The organism is Paenibacillus sp. 2KB_20, from assembly GCF_052115765.1.
In the GTDB taxonomy this organism is placed as follows: domain Bacteria; phylum Bacillota; class Bacilli; order Paenibacillales; family Paenibacillaceae; genus Paenibacillus_AQ.
Genome location: NZ_JBFRHH010000001.1, coordinates 968,012 through 985,081, shown reverse-complemented (window position 1 = coordinate 985,081; position 17,070 = coordinate 968,012). Strand labels below are relative to the sequence as shown.

The 17,070-nt window shown below is 48.1% G+C and carries 18 protein-coding genes and 1 pseudogene; 9 read left to right on the top strand and 10 right to left on the bottom strand.

Annotation, left to right across the window (positions count from 1 at the left end; translation table 11 throughout):
• Positions 1 to 18: 18 nt before the first annotated feature.
• Complete coding sequence (locus AB4124_RS04635) at positions 19 to 387, bottom strand: helix-turn-helix domain-containing protein (protein WP_076324736.1); 369 nt, start codon at positions 385 to 387, stop codon at positions 19 to 21.
• Positions 388 to 690: 303 nt separating this feature from the next.
• On the opposite strand from AB4124_RS04635, the gene AB4124_RS04630 reads away from it, so the two are divergent.
• On the top strand, positions 691 to 1,008 hold the full coding sequence (locus AB4124_RS04630) for a hypothetical protein (protein WP_215157799.1): 318 nt from the start codon (positions 691 to 693) through the stop codon (positions 1,006 to 1,008).
• 387 nt (positions 1,009 to 1,395) lie between these two features.
• Positions 1,396 to 2,322 (top strand): LCP family glycopolymer transferase, encoded by a 927-nt coding sequence (locus AB4124_RS04625; RefSeq protein ID WP_441971380.1) that lies wholly within the window; start codon positions 1,396 to 1,398, stop codon positions 2,320 to 2,322.
• A 111-nt stretch (positions 2,323 to 2,433) separates the two neighbouring features.
• On the opposite strand, the pseudogene AB4124_RS04620 reads toward AB4124_RS04625, so the two are convergent.
• Positions 2,434 to 2,625: pseudogene (locus AB4124_RS04620) on the bottom strand (helix-turn-helix domain-containing protein); the annotation flags it as partial.
• Positions 2,626 to 3,211: 586 nt separating this feature from the next.
• Between AB4124_RS04620 and AB4124_RS04615 the strand changes: the two are divergent.
• Positions 3,212 to 4,129, top strand: a complete 918-nt coding sequence (locus AB4124_RS04615) for an ABC transporter ATP-binding protein (RefSeq protein ID WP_076324733.1) — start codon at positions 3,212 to 3,214, stop codon at positions 4,127 to 4,129.
• Positions 4,119 to 4,895, top strand: coding sequence for an ABC transporter permease (locus AB4124_RS04610; protein ID WP_441971378.1), 777 nt, complete (start codon positions 4,119 to 4,121; stop codon positions 4,893 to 4,895). Before AB4124_RS04615 ends, AB4124_RS04610 begins: the two co-directional genes overlap by 11 nt.
• A 135-nt stretch (positions 4,896 to 5,030) precedes the next feature.
• On the opposite strand, the gene AB4124_RS04605 is transcribed toward AB4124_RS04610, so the two are convergent.
• Both AB4124_RS04605 and AB4124_RS04600 read right to left on the bottom strand, forming a co-directional pair.
• Positions 5,031 to 5,450: a bactofilin family protein gene (locus AB4124_RS04605; RefSeq protein WP_441971376.1), complete on the bottom strand. Its 420-nt coding sequence runs from the start codon at positions 5,448 to 5,450 to the stop codon at positions 5,031 to 5,033.
• A gap of 33 nt (positions 5,451 to 5,483) precedes the next feature.
• Positions 5,484 to 6,455, bottom strand: coding sequence for a M23 family metallopeptidase (locus tag AB4124_RS04600; protein ID WP_379407238.1), 972 nt, complete (start codon positions 6,453 to 6,455; stop codon positions 5,484 to 5,486).
• Positions 6,456 to 6,693: 238 nt separating this feature from the next.
• Here AB4124_RS04600 and cls point away from each other — a divergent pair, with 238 nt between their 5' ends.
• Entirely contained in the window at positions 6,694 to 8,124 is a 1,431-nt protein-coding gene (gene cls, locus AB4124_RS04595; protein WP_441971374.1) for a cardiolipin synthase, read from the top strand.
• Between the two features lie 168 nt (positions 8,125 to 8,292).
• On the top strand, positions 8,293 to 9,210 hold the full coding sequence (locus AB4124_RS04590) for a YitT family protein (protein ID WP_076324728.1): 918 nt from the start codon (positions 8,293 to 8,295) through the stop codon (positions 9,208 to 9,210).
• Positions 9,211 to 9,272: 62 nt separating this feature from the next.
• Here the strand turns inward: AB4124_RS04590 and AB4124_RS04585 are convergent, their stop codons facing one another.
• Together AB4124_RS04585 and AB4124_RS04580 are read right to left on the bottom strand one after the other, a co-directional pair.
• On the bottom strand, positions 9,273 to 10,343 hold the full coding sequence (locus AB4124_RS04585; RefSeq protein ID WP_441971372.1) for a serine hydrolase domain-containing protein: 1,071 nt from the start codon (positions 10,341 to 10,343) through the stop codon (positions 9,273 to 9,275).
• Between the two features lie 49 nt (positions 10,344 to 10,392).
• Complete coding sequence (locus AB4124_RS04580) at positions 10,393 to 10,968, bottom strand: TetR/AcrR family transcriptional regulator (RefSeq protein ID WP_441971370.1); 576 nt, start codon at positions 10,966 to 10,968, stop codon at positions 10,393 to 10,395.
• Between the two features lie 229 nt (positions 10,969 to 11,197).
• Here AB4124_RS04580 and AB4124_RS04575 point away from each other — a divergent pair, with 229 nt between their 5' ends.
• Positions 11,198 to 12,289 (top strand): SPL family radical SAM protein, encoded by a 1,092-nt coding sequence (locus AB4124_RS04575; RefSeq protein WP_441971368.1) that lies wholly within the window; start codon positions 11,198 to 11,200, stop codon positions 12,287 to 12,289.
• Here the strand turns inward: AB4124_RS04575 and ligD are convergent.
• Genes ligD through ku form a run of 3 tightly spaced genes read right to left on the bottom strand, consistent with a single transcriptional unit; the run spans position 12,272 to position 15,035 of the window.
• On the bottom strand, positions 12,272 to 13,189 hold the full coding sequence (gene ligD / locus AB4124_RS04570; RefSeq protein ID WP_441971366.1) for a non-homologous end-joining DNA ligase: 918 nt from the start codon (positions 13,187 to 13,189) through the stop codon (positions 12,272 to 12,274). The two genes, AB4124_RS04575 and ligD, sit on opposite strands and share 18 nt — an antisense overlap.
• A gap of 5 nt (positions 13,190 to 13,194) precedes the next feature.
• Positions 13,195 to 14,091 carry an ATP-dependent DNA ligase gene (locus AB4124_RS04565; RefSeq protein ID WP_441971364.1) on the bottom strand — a complete coding sequence of 299 codons (897 nt, stop codon included), beginning with the start codon at positions 14,089 to 14,091 and terminating at the stop codon, positions 13,195 to 13,197.
• A 14-nt stretch (positions 14,092 to 14,105) separates the two neighbouring features.
• Positions 14,106 to 15,035 (bottom strand): non-homologous end joining protein Ku, encoded by a 930-nt coding sequence (ku, locus tag AB4124_RS04560; protein WP_098748766.1) that lies wholly within the window; start codon positions 15,033 to 15,035, stop codon positions 14,106 to 14,108.
• A 208-nt stretch (positions 15,036 to 15,243) separates the two neighbouring features.
• Between ku and AB4124_RS04555 the strand changes: the two genes are divergently transcribed.
• Both AB4124_RS04555 and AB4124_RS04550 read left to right on the top strand, forming a co-directional pair.
• Positions 15,244 to 15,531: a hypothetical protein gene (locus tag AB4124_RS04555; RefSeq protein ID WP_215157765.1), complete on the top strand. Its 288-nt coding sequence runs from the start codon at positions 15,244 to 15,246 to the stop codon at positions 15,529 to 15,531.
• A 4-nt stretch (positions 15,532 to 15,535) separates the two neighbouring features.
• The gene (locus AB4124_RS04550; protein ID WP_076324721.1) at positions 15,536 to 15,718 is read left to right on the top strand and encodes an H-type small acid-soluble spore protein; all 183 of its coding nucleotides are present in this window, start codon (positions 15,536 to 15,538) and stop codon (positions 15,716 to 15,718) included.
• Positions 15,719 to 15,834: 116 nt separating this feature from the next.
• Here AB4124_RS04550 and AB4124_RS04545 read toward each other — a convergent pair whose 3' ends face one another.
• Complete coding sequence (locus AB4124_RS04545; RefSeq protein ID WP_441971361.1) at positions 15,835 to 17,016, bottom strand: epoxide hydrolase family protein; 1,182 nt, start codon at positions 17,014 to 17,016, stop codon at positions 15,835 to 15,837.
• Between the last annotated feature and the right edge of the window lie 54 nt (positions 17,017 to 17,070).

Below are 17,070 nucleotides of genomic sequence, written 5' to 3'. Positions count from 1 at the left end.
TTCTTGGGCGTAAAGCCGTTATTTCATGGCCCGTTCCATGCGAACAAATGCAATAAATCGCTTGGCTTCATCTTCAGTGAGCTTGCGGCCGTCCACTGTAAGGTTAAAGCGTTCCAATAAATCCTCATCGGATAGTTCAAGTCCGTCCACAAACGATCGAACCTCCGCATCAAGCACCGTCTTTTCCTGTGTCGTTCTCCCGATCAGATAATCTATGGATACGTCAAACAGATCTGCCAGGCGGGTCAATGTTTCGAAATCGGGCTTGCGCCGATTTTTTTCATAATGGGATAGTGCAGCACGTGTAATACCGACAGAGGTAGCGAGCTCTTCCTGAGTCCACCCATGCTGTTCACGTAATTCAGATATTCGTTCTCCGTAGTTCACGCATTGATCCCCCTTTCGAATGGCTTGTATCTATAGAAGTTAATTGAATAGATCTATAAGTTGAAATTGCCGGTTTATTATATACATAAAAAGACTACTTTTTATTGACTAGATACAATATGTATCGTATTATAAACATTAATAAGATACATATTGTATCTGCAATGTAAAGGTTTGGGTACAGTTAGTATCATTTTATCCAGTGCAGAAATGTCCCATACCAAAAAATTATAATAAGGAGCGGATGAGTTACCTCCAATGTTACGAGAACGGCAACACCAAATTACAGTAAGGATTAGAGTCATGCAGATCGGGGAATTAACCATTCATGGGAAAAGTCATTCCGTTACACCGCTTGAGTTGCTGCCAAGTGGTCTTGTATTCCTATGCCCTTGGGAAATACCGATTCATTCTAATGTTATATTGGGTTACGAAATTGATGATAATGTGGATCATATTCTGCTTTCAGGCCACATTGAATCAAGGGGACTCTTTTATGGACGCCAATTGTATCATACGGAATTCTATACAGATGGCGATAAAAAGACCCGTATCGTGGGTATGTTGAACCGAATGATGTTCGGTCACAGCGAGTCGAATAAAATGAGTCTCTATAACTGAAACGTAATTCATGGATAGCCTGCAGCGAACAGGTATTCACGATGAATCATTATCATGGTTTATTGATATTCTACTATATTTATGTTGCTTGGTCATTAGTTCTTTTACCTTAAATCCTTGTGCATGATGTGGGATGGGTTTAGAATATCGTTGTTTTTCTCCTACTATAAATGAACATGTTTATATGATTTCATATGTAGATTTATATTCAATCTTGAATTGGAGTTGTATATCTAGTTCATTGTAATCATGAAACCTCCTCGATACATATTTCTGCGAGTTCTTTATCCCCTGACCCTTGTTCACTATGAATTCAACGTATTTAATGATTCAACATTGACCTTTAACGGAACAGGATAAGGTCAATGCAATGGAGGGCATCACTGGATGAAAATGAGAAGGAAATGGGTCCTGTGGCTTCTAGCTATTCTTATACTGCTGCCTTCTGCGTATCTTCTGTATACGTATCAATCCATTAAATCGACAGCTAATCGGATTTACGAAGAACGGGAGCCTTCGCCTGTAGTCCCAACCTTCGTACAGGATCGGACGACAATTCAGGTCGGTGATAAAAATATGAGGGACGCTGATCCATTTACTGTTCTGGTTTTGGGCGTAGACCAAAGGCCCTATGATCGTGGGCGATCCGACGTCATGATATTAATGGCAGTAAACCCTGCAAAGGGGTCAGTACTGATTTTTAATATCCCACGTGATACGAGGACTGATATTGTAGGACATGGAACGGTGGATAAAATCAATCATGCCTATGCCTTTGGAGGCGTTGAGATGTCGGTCAGCAGCGTCGAGAATTTTTTGCAATACCCTATCGATTACTACATTAAAGTAGACATGGAGGGCTTCTCCAGCATTGTAGATTCATTGGGTGGAGTCACCGTAAATAACAATATGGGGTTCGCATATGCTGGCTATGAGTTTGATGAGGGGAAGTTGAACTTAAACGGTGATGAAGCACTGGCATTCTCGCGTATGCGCTTTGAAGATCCTAAGGGAGACTTAGGTAGAAATACAAGGCAACGGGAAGTTCTGAAAGGGATCTTAAATAAGTTAATAAGGATTTCGACTGTGTTTAAATTGGAATCACTTCTGGATAACATTGGGAGCAGTGTCAAAACGGATATTTCGTTTGAAGAGATGAAGATGTTTGTAACAGAGTACCGTCAAAAACTGAAAAAGGTTGAACAGGTTGAAATTGCTGGCCATGGTCAAAAAATGAATGGAATTTGGTATTATATCGTCGGTGATCAAGAAAGAGACAAGATAACGTCTACTTTAAGAGCGTATATGGAATGACTCGTAACACAAAACCCCCTTTTTGAGTAGAGGGGGTTTTGTGTGTGAAGGAGAATAACGAAGTTTTAGGTTATTTTGATTGTTTTTTGAGTAGGGGGATTGAACAGACTATCTTCCAATGATTTGATCAATCGTGGTTTGAAATACGTCCGCTAATCTTGTTAGCGTTTCCAGATTTGGTTCTCGGCGATCCTTTTCATAATGTGATAAAGAAGCCCGACTGATTCCAATACGTTCGGATAGCTCTTCTTGGGTCCAACCATTTTGCTCCCGCAATTTTGCAATGCGAGATCCATATGACATTTATACTCACCTCTCTACAAGTTCCATTAATTTAGAGCAAACATACATTCATATAAAAACATCTAATATGATACAAAATGTATCTTAATTTCGGTCTATCGTCAATACATATTGTAGCAATTATTTAAAATTTAGAAAAAAATGTATCTTTAACCTTCTAATATAATAGACATTTCAGGTCCTATAGTCTTAACATGATTTGATTTATTTACGTTTGACAAAGAGTAACAATTTATATAGAATTTTTATTGTGGATACATTATGTATCATTCTGTGCATAGAATAGATGCATCAATCCCGAAAGAGGAGATGACGGGATGAAAGAAGTGATGATGTATTGCGTCAGTTGCTGTCGGATGCTTCCCATCACCCAATGCCACAACTTGTATAAAACCGGCTTCTATAAGCATAATGTTCCGGCGGGAGTCTGCAAGGAGTGTCAATCGGCTTTGTTGGTGCATTACAAGTAGACGGCTCCATTCCTATGCAGTGTAGGGGTCATGCATTTCAACAATTTTGTCCTTTGCCCTAGTATTGTATAATTGTGGAGATTGACATGATACAAGGGCAAAGGAGAATAGATTACATGAAACAGGAACCGCTGGTAAGACTGCTCGGGGTTACGAAGAAAATCTCGTCCAAGGTTTTGGTAGATCATGTGACTTTAGATATCCCCCCTGGACAAATCTTCGGATTTCTTGGGCCGAACGGAGCAGGCAAGACAACGACCATTCGCATGATGGTCGGGCTGATGTCCATTACCCAAGGGGATATTACCATCGGGGGTTACAGCATACGGAAGAATTATGAACAGGCAGCCGCTCAGATTGGGGCGATTGTCGAGAACCCTGAGATGTATAAATTTTTGTCTGGTTATAACAATCTGAAGCATTTTGCGCGTATGATGCAGGGCATTACCAAAGAACGTATCGATGAGGTCGTGGAACTTGTCGGTCTCGGGAATCGGATTCATGAGAAAGTGCAGACCTATTCGCTGGGGATGCGCCAACGGCTTGGCGTGGCACAGGCACTGCTGCACCGGCCGAAGCTTCTGATCCTGGACGAGCCTACGAATGGCTTGGACCCGCAGGGCATTCGGGAGCTGCGTGATTATTTGCGCAGATTGACGCAGGAGGAAGGGACGACCGTATTCGTCTCCAGTCATTTGCTGTCTGAAATGGAACTGATGTGTGATACCGTTGGCATTATACGTCACGGTAAGCTGATTGATATCCGTCAGCTGCGGACGGCTGAGGGAGAGCGGGTGTTTGAAGAGACCGCATTTACCGTCAATGATGCGGATGCAGCGGCAGCGCTGCTCCAGGAATATCAAGCGTCAGCCCGCGATCACCGAATCATTGTTCGCGGCGACGAGAATATGATTGCGGATATCAACGCGGCATTGGTTGGGGCAGGCATACGCGTATATGCCATTCAGCCGGTGACCCGTTCGCTAGAGGATCAATTTTTGGAAATGACGGGAGGGGGATCCGTTGTTGAATAACTTTACCCGTCTTGTTGCCAATGAGAATATGAAAATTTACTATCGCGTAAGGACATGGGTCATGCTGGCGATTCTCCTCTTGTTTAATGCGGCCATGCCTATCATGCTGTACTATACGAATGCTCCGATGGATGTCTGGACCGTATTTACATGGACGGAGAGTTTCACCATCTACCTAAGTACGATATTTACGGTAATTATCGCTGCGGATATCGTGGCCGGGGAGTTTGCCGGAGGCACCATCAAATTGCTGCTGATCCGGCCGTGGAGCCGAGGGAAGATTCTGTTGTCCAAATTCACATCCCTGATTCTATTCGGTCTGCTCTGTGCGGGAATTACGGCCGTGGCAGGGATCGCTATGTCGCTGCTGTTGTTTTCCGGCAACACCGGATTATCGGACGGATTCGCGGGATCATCGATGAACAACTCGCTGCTTCTCCTGTTGACCGATACGATCCAGGCGCTGGTCATCTCGTTAATTGCGTTTATGCTCTCTACGGTGTTTCGTTCTGGCGGTCTGGCGATTGGATTATCGCTGATGCTCTTGTTCACCAAGGATATTTTCGGTTTTATCTTTAATCCGGAGCGGTTTGAATGGGCGAAGTATTTACTCTTTCTCCACATCGACCTAAGCGGCTATATCCAATCGCCTGTCGGACCGGGAGGAGCGGGGCTGGGTTTCTCCATCACGATTCTGGTTGTTTATTGCTTGTTGTTCATGCTTATCTCTTGGTTGGCCTTTACGAAGAGAGACGTTGCAGCTTAATTTATGGTTAAGAAAAGAGCTCCTTCTACCCCTGTGAATCACATGGATGGAAAGGGGCTCTTTGATTATGTCGGCTGAAAGACCGGGCCGAGCGATATAAAACTGCCGGGTTCGGGTGGTCGTCCATACGCCAGGTTAACCTGCTTCCGAGCGCTGAAGCGGCAGTGTGGTGTCCGTTGACTCCGCAGCTTCTTGAGTCGAGGTTTGATGCTCCATTCGGCTTGCTCCATTGAGGAGTCCGCCTTCCATAACGATCAGGGAAGCGGCATAAACATCCCCGTACATCTGTCCCGTAGGTGTGATGGTCAGTTTGTTTTCCGCCGTCACATCGCCATACACCTTGCCGGCCACGATAACTTCCCGAGCGGAGATATTGGAGCGGGCAATCGCTTCTTCGCCGATAGTTACACAGCCTTGGCTTTCGATGGAACCGTTGAAGCGGCCGTCAATCCGCAGGTTATCCTCGCATTGCAGCGCGCCCTCAACTTCACTGCCTGGTCCAATCAGCGTATCTGTTCGCTGGGCAGCCCGCTTGTTCTTGTTTTTCTTTTTCATATTACATTCCTCCTCATCATGAATGGATGGTGCTTACTGCAGATAAGGCAAAGGGTTAATCGTCTGGTTGTTTTTGACGACCTGAAAATGAAGATGGGGGCCTGTGCTTCGCCCGGAGGATCCCAGCTTGCCAATGGTTTCACCTTGATCGACGTGATCGCCTACCGATACGGCAAGACTGTCCAGATGCATGTACCAGGTCTCCAGACCATTCGGATGTTTGACCACGATATAAAGCCCCCGGGCTCCGCCGCGTTCCGCTGCCGTTACCTCACCGGCACCGGCGGCATAGATCGGATCACCGGTTTTACCGGCAATATCGATGCCGGCATGATAGGCCGAACGCCCGGTAAAAGGGTCGCCCCGATAACCGAAATTTGATGTCAGCCGTTTAGATGTGGTCGGCCATAGAGAGGGTGTGCCTTCACGTTTCTCTTGGGTTTCCTGGGCTTGATCCAGCGTACGCGGAATATGTTGCTCCATGCTAGAAATCAACTGCTGAATCTCCTCAAAATCATCATGGGTCTCCCTTGCCAGACTTAACATTTCATTCTCATGAACGGCAATGAATTCCCCTCCGACATGCTGCTTATCCTCAGCTGTGATGGAGGAGGTCTGTCCTGACAAGCTGCCGTGCTTCTGAATAAACTGCTGAAGCTCCTGCTCCAGCTGCTGAACGCGCTCCATCTGGACCTTCGTTTGCTCTGCTTCACCCGACAGCTGAATGATGGCTTTGTTTAAGCGTTCTATGGCTTCCTCCTTGTCGGTGACCGTCACTTCCATCTTTAAGGCCTCAAGGCTTCTGAGCATCAGCTGCTGTTCCAGCCCTGAGATCGTTTGGGCCGACTGGATCTGCAGGGAAACGATCAGTCCGGCGATGGACAAAATAGCGGCCGCGGGCACCGCTATCATTAGAGGCTTGGACAGATGGATCTGTTTGACTGAATGCTGGGCATCCCGAAGCACCAGCAGGGTTAAGCGTTGTTTACGGTGTGTGGTTTTCATGGCATCTCCCTTCCATACATCATTTATGAATTATGGTACCCGCTAGACTTGGCCAGCTCCTTATCTAGTATGTATTCTATTCTCTCGAAGAACATGTCAACAATTATTAGATAAGAGAACTTATTCAGTATGGTGCGTCATTGGGTAATTGAATAAATACGTATGGAATTGGTCAATGATGTAGTGTAGTTATTCGGTTCTAAATACGACTATTATTCATGCTGAGGAGGCTGTCGATATGGTATGGCTTCTGGTTGCACTTATTACTTTTATTTTGCAGATGGTTGCAGTGCTGTTGCTGGAGTTTCGGAATCCGTCCAAGGCCGTGGCCTGGCTGTTTATTTTATTTTGCCTCCCATTGATCGGGTTTGTACTCTATTTCTTTGTGGCGAGGGACTATCAGAAGCGGTTGAAGATTCGCAAGCGGGGCTCCAGACTGTTTCAGGAACTCAGGGGGCACCTATGGGATCGGGCCGCCGTTGTTCGGCACAAGGAAGATATGAACAATGCCGGATTTCATCACAATGATCGTTTGTTCAATCTGCTTAATCACTTGTCGGAGAGTCCGATTACAGGGTGTAATCAGAGCCGAGTGTTGACGGATGGGAAAGAGACTTACGCTGCCATGCTGAGCGCGATGGAGCAGGCCAAAGATCATATTCATGTGGAGTTCTATATCTTTCGTCATGACCGGATCGGCACGAAGTTTCAGGATGTCATGATTCGAAAGGCGCAGGAAGGCGTCAAGGTACGTCTGGTTTGTGACGGGCTTGGCAGTTACAAACTCAAGAAAACGTTCATTCAGCGGTTTAAGGAATCGGGAGTGGAGTTCTATTTCTTCCTGCCCGCCATGGTTTCGATGTTCAGCCGCAGAATCAATTACCGGAATCACCGTAAAATCGTTGTAGTGGATGGCACGATCGGTTTTCTTGGCGGGATTAACGTCGGGGACGACTATCTGGGCGAATATCCGAAAATGGGCTACTGGCGCGATACGCATCTGGAAGTAAAAGGGGATGCAGTCTATTTCCTGCAAAATGTGTTTCTGCATGACTGGAAGCTTGCTTCCGGGGAGCGTATTGCGGATTTCGGGCTGTTCCCGGAGCATCAATGCACCGGGGATGAGCAAATACAAATTTTGAGCAGCGGACCGGATCTGAGCTGGAATGCCATTCAGGAGATGTGCTTCGGGGCGATTTCCGTAGCCAAGGAACGGATATGGATCACAACGCCGTATTTCATTCCCGATGACGGGATATATGAGGCGCTGAAGACGGCAGCGGTGAGCGGTGTGGATGTACGGATCATTATTCCGGATCGTGCCGATTCCCGTTTTGTGAAGATGGCAAGCTTGTCCTACGTAGAAGAGTTACTGGCAGCTGGAGTTACCTTCTACGAGTATGAAAAAGGATTCATCCATGCCAAGGTGCTCATTGTGGACGAACTTCTCGGTTCGGTCGGTACGGCGAATATGGATATGCGGAGTTTCTTCTGTAATTTTGAGCTGACAGCCGTACTGTTTGATCAACTGCCGATAGAACAGTTGGTTGCGGATTTTAAGGAGGATCTCAAACAGAGCAGGCAGATTGATGCGGAGAGGTTTCGTCAGCGCGGAAGATGGCAGAAATCAGCCGAAATATTATGCAGGATGCTGTCACCCTTACTATAAGTGTGTAACATCTTACATCAGATGTAAGAGTGTTGAAAGGGCAAGTGAAATTCAGGAAGAAACCTGAAAGTTCTATGTCCAGCATTTATTATATGATAGAATATTTATAAGGGTTTCACTTATAAATATAAATTAGCTTATTTTTCATAAGTTGAACGGGGGAGATTTATGTCAAGTGATGTGAAGATTCTTGCGCAAGTGAAAGCGGAGCAGCAGAAGCCGGAGAATCCCAAGGCAGGCTCAACCACCTTGAAGCTTCTCCGTCGTCTGGTGTTCTTAACTTTCGGTGCGGTATTGATGGCAGTAGGGCTGGAGATCTTTCTGGTACCCAACAGAATTATTGACGGAGGCATTACCGGTGTATCCATTATGGTTTCCCATATCACCAATGTTCCGCTAGGTGTATTCCTGACCTTGTTCAACCTTCCATTTTTATTTATGGGATATAAACAAATCGGGAAAACCTTTGCATTATCCACGCTGTTCGCCGTCGTGATCATGTCCATTGGAACTTATTTTCTACATCCCGTGGATCCGATCACCATTGATCCGCTGCTTGCGGCCGTGTTCGGCGGCGTTCTACTCGGAATCGGGGTTGGTCTTGTTATCCGGTCCGGCGGCTCCTTGGACGGAACGGAAATCGTGGCTATTCTGATCAACAAAAAGACGCCGTTTTCTGTCGGTGAAATCGTGATGTTCATTAACGTATTTATTCTTGGCAGCGCAGGATTTATTTTCGGTTGGGATCATGCCATGTACTCGCTGATTGCTTATTACCTGGCGTTTAAACTGATTGATATTACAATTGAAGGCATTGATCAATCCAAATCGGTTTGGATTATCAGTGATAAGCATAAGGAGATCGGTGATGCGCTGACCCAACGTCTTGGGCGCGGTGTAACCTATCTGGAGGGAGAGGGCGCTTATTCCGGCGACAGCAAGAAAGTTATCTTTGTTGTCATTACTCGTCTGGAAGAAGCGAAGCTCAAATCCATCGTAGAAGATTGGGATTCCCAGGCTTTTGTTGCCATTGGGAATATCCATGACGTGAAGGGCGGCCGCTTTAAGAAGAAGGCCATTCATTAATGCACCAATATTCCGATGTTCCACCCATGTTGAGAGTTAACACGGGTGGAACATTTTTTTGTTTAAGGGACATCTGCGTGCAAGCGAAGTTCCTTTTTTTTCCGTCCATATTGACGAATGATTCTTGCCATCGCCTGCACAGCCGCAGATTGACCGATAGCCTGGTTAACGGTTCCGGTGAAATAAAGTCCTGATTCAGGGTGATGGAAGGCAAAGGCGCCGGATTGACCCCAGTGACCGATGAGTCCTCGTCTCAAGCCAAATGGAGAAAGCGGCTGTCTTGAAATGCCGGTGCCATAGAAAAAGGGACCAGGTGCCCAGAGAAAGTTCCATTCCCTTTGGAGTTCCTCCAAATCACCTATCGGAAACAACTCCCCGTTAAAAAAGGCCCGCAGGAAAATCATCGTTTCCCTTGCCGTTGAGACGATGCCGCCTTCCGCTCCGATTGACGCCATGTACTGCGGAAGGTCCAAACGCTTCTTCTTATAATAGAATGGAACGGGAGTCGTATCCTCCGGGTTATGATAGAAATACGTCTGTGTCAGATTCAGCTTGTCGAAGATGTATTCCTTGAATACGCTCTGAATGGAGTCACCCTTGATATTCTCGATGATCAGCCCAAGCAGCCGATAGTTGGTGTCGGAATATTGGGCTTTTTTCTGCTGTCCCGGTATGAATTTAGGCTTTCGCCGTCTCGCTGCATTCAATGTTTTGTCCAGACTCCAAGCCTGATCATGCCCGGCGATGAGCTCCGAGAAGACGTCTCCGGAAAAATAGTCCGGGATGCCTGACGTATTGGACATTAACTGTTTGACGGTAATTTCTTCGGTGTACTCCCTGTTCTCCATCATATGGAGTCCCGCGATGATCTCTTTTGAAAGGTACTCGCTGATGGGATCATCGAGTTGAAGCCGCTGCTCTGCTCGTAACTTCAAGATTACGGCTGTCACATACAATTTAGTCACGCTGGCAATGAAATAGCGGTCCCCAGTCTGCATCTCCCCGCCGCTGCTGACAAGGGAGAGTGATTGCTTCTGGTCCTCGACGCACAAAACCGTGCTAAACACATTTCTTTTATTGGCGATCTGAGCCAACCATTTATCCAGAAGCGACTGCTCCAGGGCTCTTCCCATTCTCCATATACCTCCCATGGATCCTAATTTATCGATACCTTATGCAGATTCATGTCTCTTGCTGTTTCCGCAAACGAGCGGCACGAATGAAATCCTCAGCGGCTTCGTCCATCATATGGATCATCCTGTCGTCATCCACGCTCTCGGTGAACAAATCATTGGCTAGCATGACACAGAGACCTGTCTGAAAGGTTTGCATTTTCAAAAAAATCGATTGCAGTTCCTGATCAGAAAATCCCGCAAGCTCCGGGTCCAACTTCATTAACCCGATAACCTCACGAATTTGTTCCGGGGTATTCTTCATATGGGGATTGTTCTTCATGATCAAATCCCGGTAGAGCACAGGGTATTCCTTCGCGAATCGCAGACTTGCCATGCCGATATCCCGGAACGGCTGACCGGATTGCTGATCTTCAATCAATCCTCTGGCCACCTGAAAGGCCTTTTCGACGACCTGTTGAACCAGTTCCTCAGCATCGTTGAAATTGACATAGATTGGCGCGATGGAGCTGCCCAGACGTTCGGCTACTTTTCGAATCGTAATGGACTCGATTCCATCCGTCTGAGCAATGTCAAATGCGGCTAGCACGATATCTTGTTTGGTGAACTTCGTTTTTGGTGCCATTGCTGTCTGCAACTCCTTAGATTATTTATATGTGAAACAGTCGATACATATCACATGATATATATTAATTATAAATAGCAATTGGACCGGGTTCAACCTTTTCGTATAAGGGGTTGCTGGAGGTTTATTTGTAAATCCAGTAAAATCCACTTATAATAAGAACATATGTTTGTTAAGATATGAAATAGTTCAACATACAGCAGTAAAGGATCAGAGGGGAGGAAGCGGAGTGGCTCGCACGTTATATGAACGGATAACTACCAAACAGACTTTAAACAGAGTAAAGGAAGAGAGGATGCCCTTCGATTGGTCCATCAATCCGTACCGCGGATGCGGGCATGGCTGCAGCTTTTGTTATGCCCGTGCGTTCCAATCCTTTATCGGCATGGGGGCGGAAGATGAGTTTCAGCATCATATCTTTATGAAGTCGAATGCAGCCGAAGCGCTGGAGAAGCAGTTATCGAGTGCAGCGAGGAAGTTTGATCATGATATTGAAGCGATGCGCAGATATATTGGACAGGTTACGATCGGTACGGCAACCGATCCGTACCAGCCGATCGAGAGCAAGGAGGGCATTACGCGGGAGTGTTTGAAGCTGCTTGCTAAATACCGCATCTCCACAAGCATTACAACGCGCTCTCCGCTCGTGCTCAGAGATATGGACATATTGACCCGAATGGAGAATGTGTCCGTTAACATAAGTCTCAACACGCTGAATGGGGACATCATCCGGAAGCTGGAGCCGGCATCGCCTCATCCGGAGGGCAGGCTCGATACGATTCACCGATTATCGGCTGCAGGCATAAGAACGGGCTTGTTTGTGGCGCCTGTGCTGCCCTTTTTGACGGATAAGGAGTCGGAACTGAAGGATCTCCTGTCGCAGGCGAAGGTAAGGGGCGTTTCCTTTGCCATGATCTCGTTACTGAGACTCTCGCGCGACGTGAAGAAATGGTACATCGAAACACTTAAACACCAGTTTCCCAAAGTGGTTCAGCCTTACCGCGAGTTATATGGACAGGGCGCATATGCCGAAGAGCACTACGTACGTTCCTTCAAATCGATGGCAGCCAGGCTGCTGAATGAATATGAGCTGAATGGACTGACCACGGGGGCATCTGCTGCTGTAGTGAGCGAATCCGGGACGATCGTAAGCGGGACTTCTCAAGAGAACAGGACGCAGGTTCAAGGCGCTCGCGAGCATCTACTTTCAGTGGGGGACTTGGTTGCTCCTGCACAGCCAAGGAAGCTGCCACAACCGGCAGTGCCGGTCTCCGGGGAGGAGCTAATGCCGGATATTGAACAGCTATCCTTTCCTTTTTGAGGCTCCCTTACCTTGGGGCTTCAGATGTCGGATGACGTTCTCGATCGGTTGCGGAGGCAAGGTCTGAAGCAGGTCGCCCTTCTCTCTTAGCCGTTCTTCAATGTTCAGCAGATGAAAATCCGTGGGAGAAACATCCTGACGGACCTCATCCCAAGTGAGCGGCGTGGAGACGGTCCCCAGCCGTCGGGCCCGTGGGGTATACGGAGCGGCGAGCGTCCTTCCGCTGTAGTGTTGAAGATAATCGAAGTAGATTTTATCGCCGCGATTCTTCTTAAGTCGTTCGATGGTGAACAGCTTGGGGAACTTCTCGGTTACATACTGCCCCACGAATTGTCCGACCGTGCGAAGTTCATCGAACGTAATGCCTTCCGGAATCGGCACGATGATCTGCACCCCGGTTGCTCCTGAGGTTTTCGGGACGGAGGACAGGCCCAAGGAGCTCAGCACGTCCCCTATAATCGCAGTCGCCTCCATGATCCGCGGCTCCTCCGGCAGCGTTGGATCCAGATCAATCATCCATTCGCAGGGTAGATTGCTGCCTGCAAGGTGTAGTGAAGGATGAAACTCAAGCGCTGCTAGGTTCCCCAGCCAGAGCAGCTCCGGCAGTCCGTTGAGCAGCACGTAGTTAATATTTTCGTGCACATAGGTCTGCACAAAAGGCGGCAGCGGCTCCGGCGCATTTTTCTGATAGAAGGATTCGCCCTCGGTCCCGTGCGGATACCGGATGGTCGTGAGCAGTCTGCCCCGGCAGTACCGGAGCAGGAACGGGGAGATGGCCGCAAGCTTTTGCAGATACATCGCTTTAGTAATGCCGACTTCCGGCCATAGCGGTTTGTCGGGATTCGTAATTTGAATCTCCTGTCCCTCGATCATTAGGGTCCCTTTGACGGTACGAGCCATATGGTTTACACCCCCTCAATCGATACGAGTTTGGGATGGCGCATCATGCCATCCTGACTCCATTCAAGAAATGTGACCTGAACGGAAAGCGGCTGGCTAAGCCAGGCCAGCTGTTCTTTCTTCAGGTCGGTATGGAGCGTACTCCATATCGCATCAGCACGATGGCTTTCGGCATATTGCAGCAGCCGCTTCTTCGTCTGCTCATTAAGCCCCAGGGAAGCCCGGCCAATGTAGTTACCGTCGTCATCGGCAATGACGAGGCTGGCGACACGGCCTTCCCTGATAATCATGGCGACGGCGGAGGCTGTCATGTTCACGGCGATCTTTTTCTTGTACCAATCCCGATGTTTCTTGCCTTCACGATAAGGAGAGGAGAGGCGCTTCATCACAATGCCCTCCCATCCCCGTTCTTCGGCCCAACTCCATAAATGCTCGCCTTCAAGAAACAGATCCGCGGTCAGCAGGCCCGGTGTGTCGGAAACGATCTCCTTCAGGCGGTGGTGACGTTCAAGATAGGGCAGCTTACGCAAGTCTTGGTCGCCGTCCACCAGAATGTCGAAGAGAACATAAGTAAACAGAGGAGCGTTCGTGCTGATCGCACGCGAACGCTCCCGCTGAAGAACCTTCTGAAACACGGGACGACCCAGCTCCGGATGAAAATAGACAACCTCGCCATCCAAAAGAAGACGCCGATCCTGCAGGCCGGATAATGCCTGAACGACTTCGGGATACAGAGACGTTTTATCGAGCAGCTTGCGGGAATATAACGATACGCGGTTCTGGTCAAGTCCGGCCAGAATGCGCACGCCGTCCCATTTCAGCTGATAACCCCAATCCTCGGCTGTCGTGATTTGATCCGTCGAGATCGGTGCCATCGGCTCTTTGGGCAGCAGATTCTGCATTTGTCCCATACGGATCAGGATGTGGAGTCGGATTTCTTGGATTTGGTTGTTCGGCGCTTCGGCTTCGGTGCGTCAAGCTCGCCTTCCCCGCCGCTGACCTTGGCAGCCGGTTCTTTGGCAGCTGTCTTCCGGGTTGGTTTACGCGGCTTCGGTTTGGTGCCCGGATCCGTTCCGATTGGCTTTACGGCTTCGATGCTTGCCTGGAGGGCAGCCATCAGATCGACAACGTTGGTCTCCTGACGAGCAGGGGCAATCTTGATCTCTTCACCGGACACTTTGCTGTTGATCAGATCCAGCAGACGTTCGCGATAATCATCCGTATATTTCTCAGGGTCAAAGGGAGTTGACAGCTGGTCAATCAGCAGTTTGGCCATATCAAGTTCCTTGGAGTTGACCTCGGTTCTTTCAGGCAAATTCGGGACCTGAGAGATCGGCCGGATCTCATCCGGGTAGAAAATCGTCTCGATCGACAAGCATTCATCGAGCACCCGGATCGCGGCCAGACTGCTCTTCGAGCGAATAGCGATTTTGGCGATGCCGATTTTGCCTGACTGCTTCATCGCTTCCAGCAGGAGCCGGTATGCGTTTGCACCTGCTTGATCCGGCGAGAGATAGTACGTCTTTTGAAAATAAATCGGGTCAATTTCGGTCAGATCCACAAAGTCCAGAATGGTAATGTTTTTGCTGTTCTGTTCCGCGAGCTGCTCCAACTCTTCTTTCTCGAACAGTACAAATTTCCCCTTCTCATATTCGTACCCCTTCGTAATTTCCTCCCAGGCCACTTCCTCTTCACATACCGGACATTTGCGGATGTAAGAGAGCGGGCTGCCGCACTCCTTGTGAATGTAGCGCATCGAAATATCCTTATCTTCCGTAGCCGAGAACATCTTGACGGGCACGTGCACCAGACCAAAGCTGATCGCGCCCTTCCATACCGTATGCATTCTATGAAACCTCCTATCAAATTTTAATATGTTTGGGTATGACCGTGTAGTAAACGCAATAAACGACTGCTATAAATTTTTGTACTACCTCTATTAGTGTGCCCAAAAAAAGACTCTAGTATGAGTTATAGCTCAGGATTGCATAATTAGAACCCGATTGTGGCATATTGACGATGAACTCTGCCTGTATAAGGAGGTAATTTTCGTTATGATGGAGCCTAGAGAAACCGAAACGTCTGAAGAGATACAGAAGGACAGAGCCTCGGATCATTCCGCTGCAGAACCGGTGAACGGGGAGATGGTGGATTGGAACAGCCTAACTTCGGAGGAGAGCGAGATCTCTCGGGAATCTACGATGTTCGATATTGACCGGATGATCAACGAAGGCCTTGGCGGAGGCAATGTCACCCTGGATAACGGGCTGATCGGCCCTTCCACAACCGATACGATGGACGTCGTGGACGAATCGCCAAGAAATATGGAGAAGGAGGACTAAACGTATGGAGATACAGAGAGCCGTGGAGATTTTTAACTCCAAGGATACTTACAAGGTCAACCTGGGAGGGGAGTCCGTGTGGATCGAGCATGTGGATCAGCAGAACGGGATGGCCACCGTCCAGGTTGGCTCCCGCCCGACCAATACACTGACTGTGAACGTAGACCGGCTGAAAGAAGGCGAATAGCTTATTGTAGGGGCTCTTTAGCTCCGTCTAATCGGTTAATAAACACGAAAAACACACCTTGTACGGGTCCCATATCGTTGGAAGCCGGATAAGGTGTGTTTGTGTTGACTACGTCGTTAACGAATCCCTCTGAAAAATAATCGGATATCATCAGCCAGCAAATCAGGAGCTTCCAATGCGGCGAAATGGCCGCCTCGGTCGAATTCTGACCAATGCAGTATGTTGTACTGGCGCTGAGCCATGCTCCGAATGGAAAGGTCCTTGGGGAAGACCGCCACGCCCGTGGGCACCGAGGAATAGGGTGCTGGCTCTCCCCAATTACTGGAGCTTTCTTTATAGATTCTTGCAGATGAGCCTGCTGTAGCTGTGAGCCAATAGATTGAGACATTTGTAAGAAGCAGATCGAGATCAACCGCATCCTCAGGGAGATCTGCCGTTGGATCTGTCCATGCCTTAAACTTCTCCACAATCCATGCAAGCTGACCAACTGGGGAATCTGTTAAGCCATAGGATAGTGTCTGCGGTCTGGTTGCTTGAAGGACGGCATATCCGGACCCGTCAAATCCGCCACCGGCTAATTCACCATAGCGCAGCTGCTCTGCAGCCGTAAGGTTCTCGGTTTCAGCAGGATCTCCGGTTGGGAACACCGACAAACCATTACAGTGAACGCCAATGATACGCTCTGCAGCGATCCGGCCAAGTTCAGCCGAAACCAAACACCCGGTATCTCCACCTTGAGCTCCATAGCGTTCATAGCCCAAGCGACGCATTAATTCATCCCACGCTCTAGCTACACGCTCGATGTTCCATCCCCGTTCCGTTGTATGCCCGGAGAAGCCGAAACCTGGAAGGGAGGGGATCACGAGATGAAATGCATCGGATGGATTTCCACCGTACTTGCCTGGGTTGGTGAGCGGTTCAATCATATGTATAAACTCTACAATCGATCCTGGCCAGCCATGGGTAACGATTAGAGGCAGTGCATCAGGCTCAGGGGAGCGAACATGCAGGAAGTGGATATTTTGTCCATTGATGGTGGTCGTGAATTGAGGAAATTCATTCAGCATGGCTTCATATTTACGCCAGTCATATGAATTCTTCCAATAGGTTGATAGCTTCTTTAGGTAAGACAGCGGCGTGCCATAATCCCAGTGGTTATCCTCCAGATCATCAGGCCAGCGAGTACGGGCCAAACGTTCCTTAAGATCAATCAGGTCCGAATCCGGAATTTCAATGTGAAAGGGAGTTATAGTTGTTTCGGAAAAAGGGGCTGTGTTCGGTATGTTTGTTATATTCATTTTCATCCTCCTCAAGGTTTTTATCATGGTTTATCTTTGTTCTGGTTTAACTAT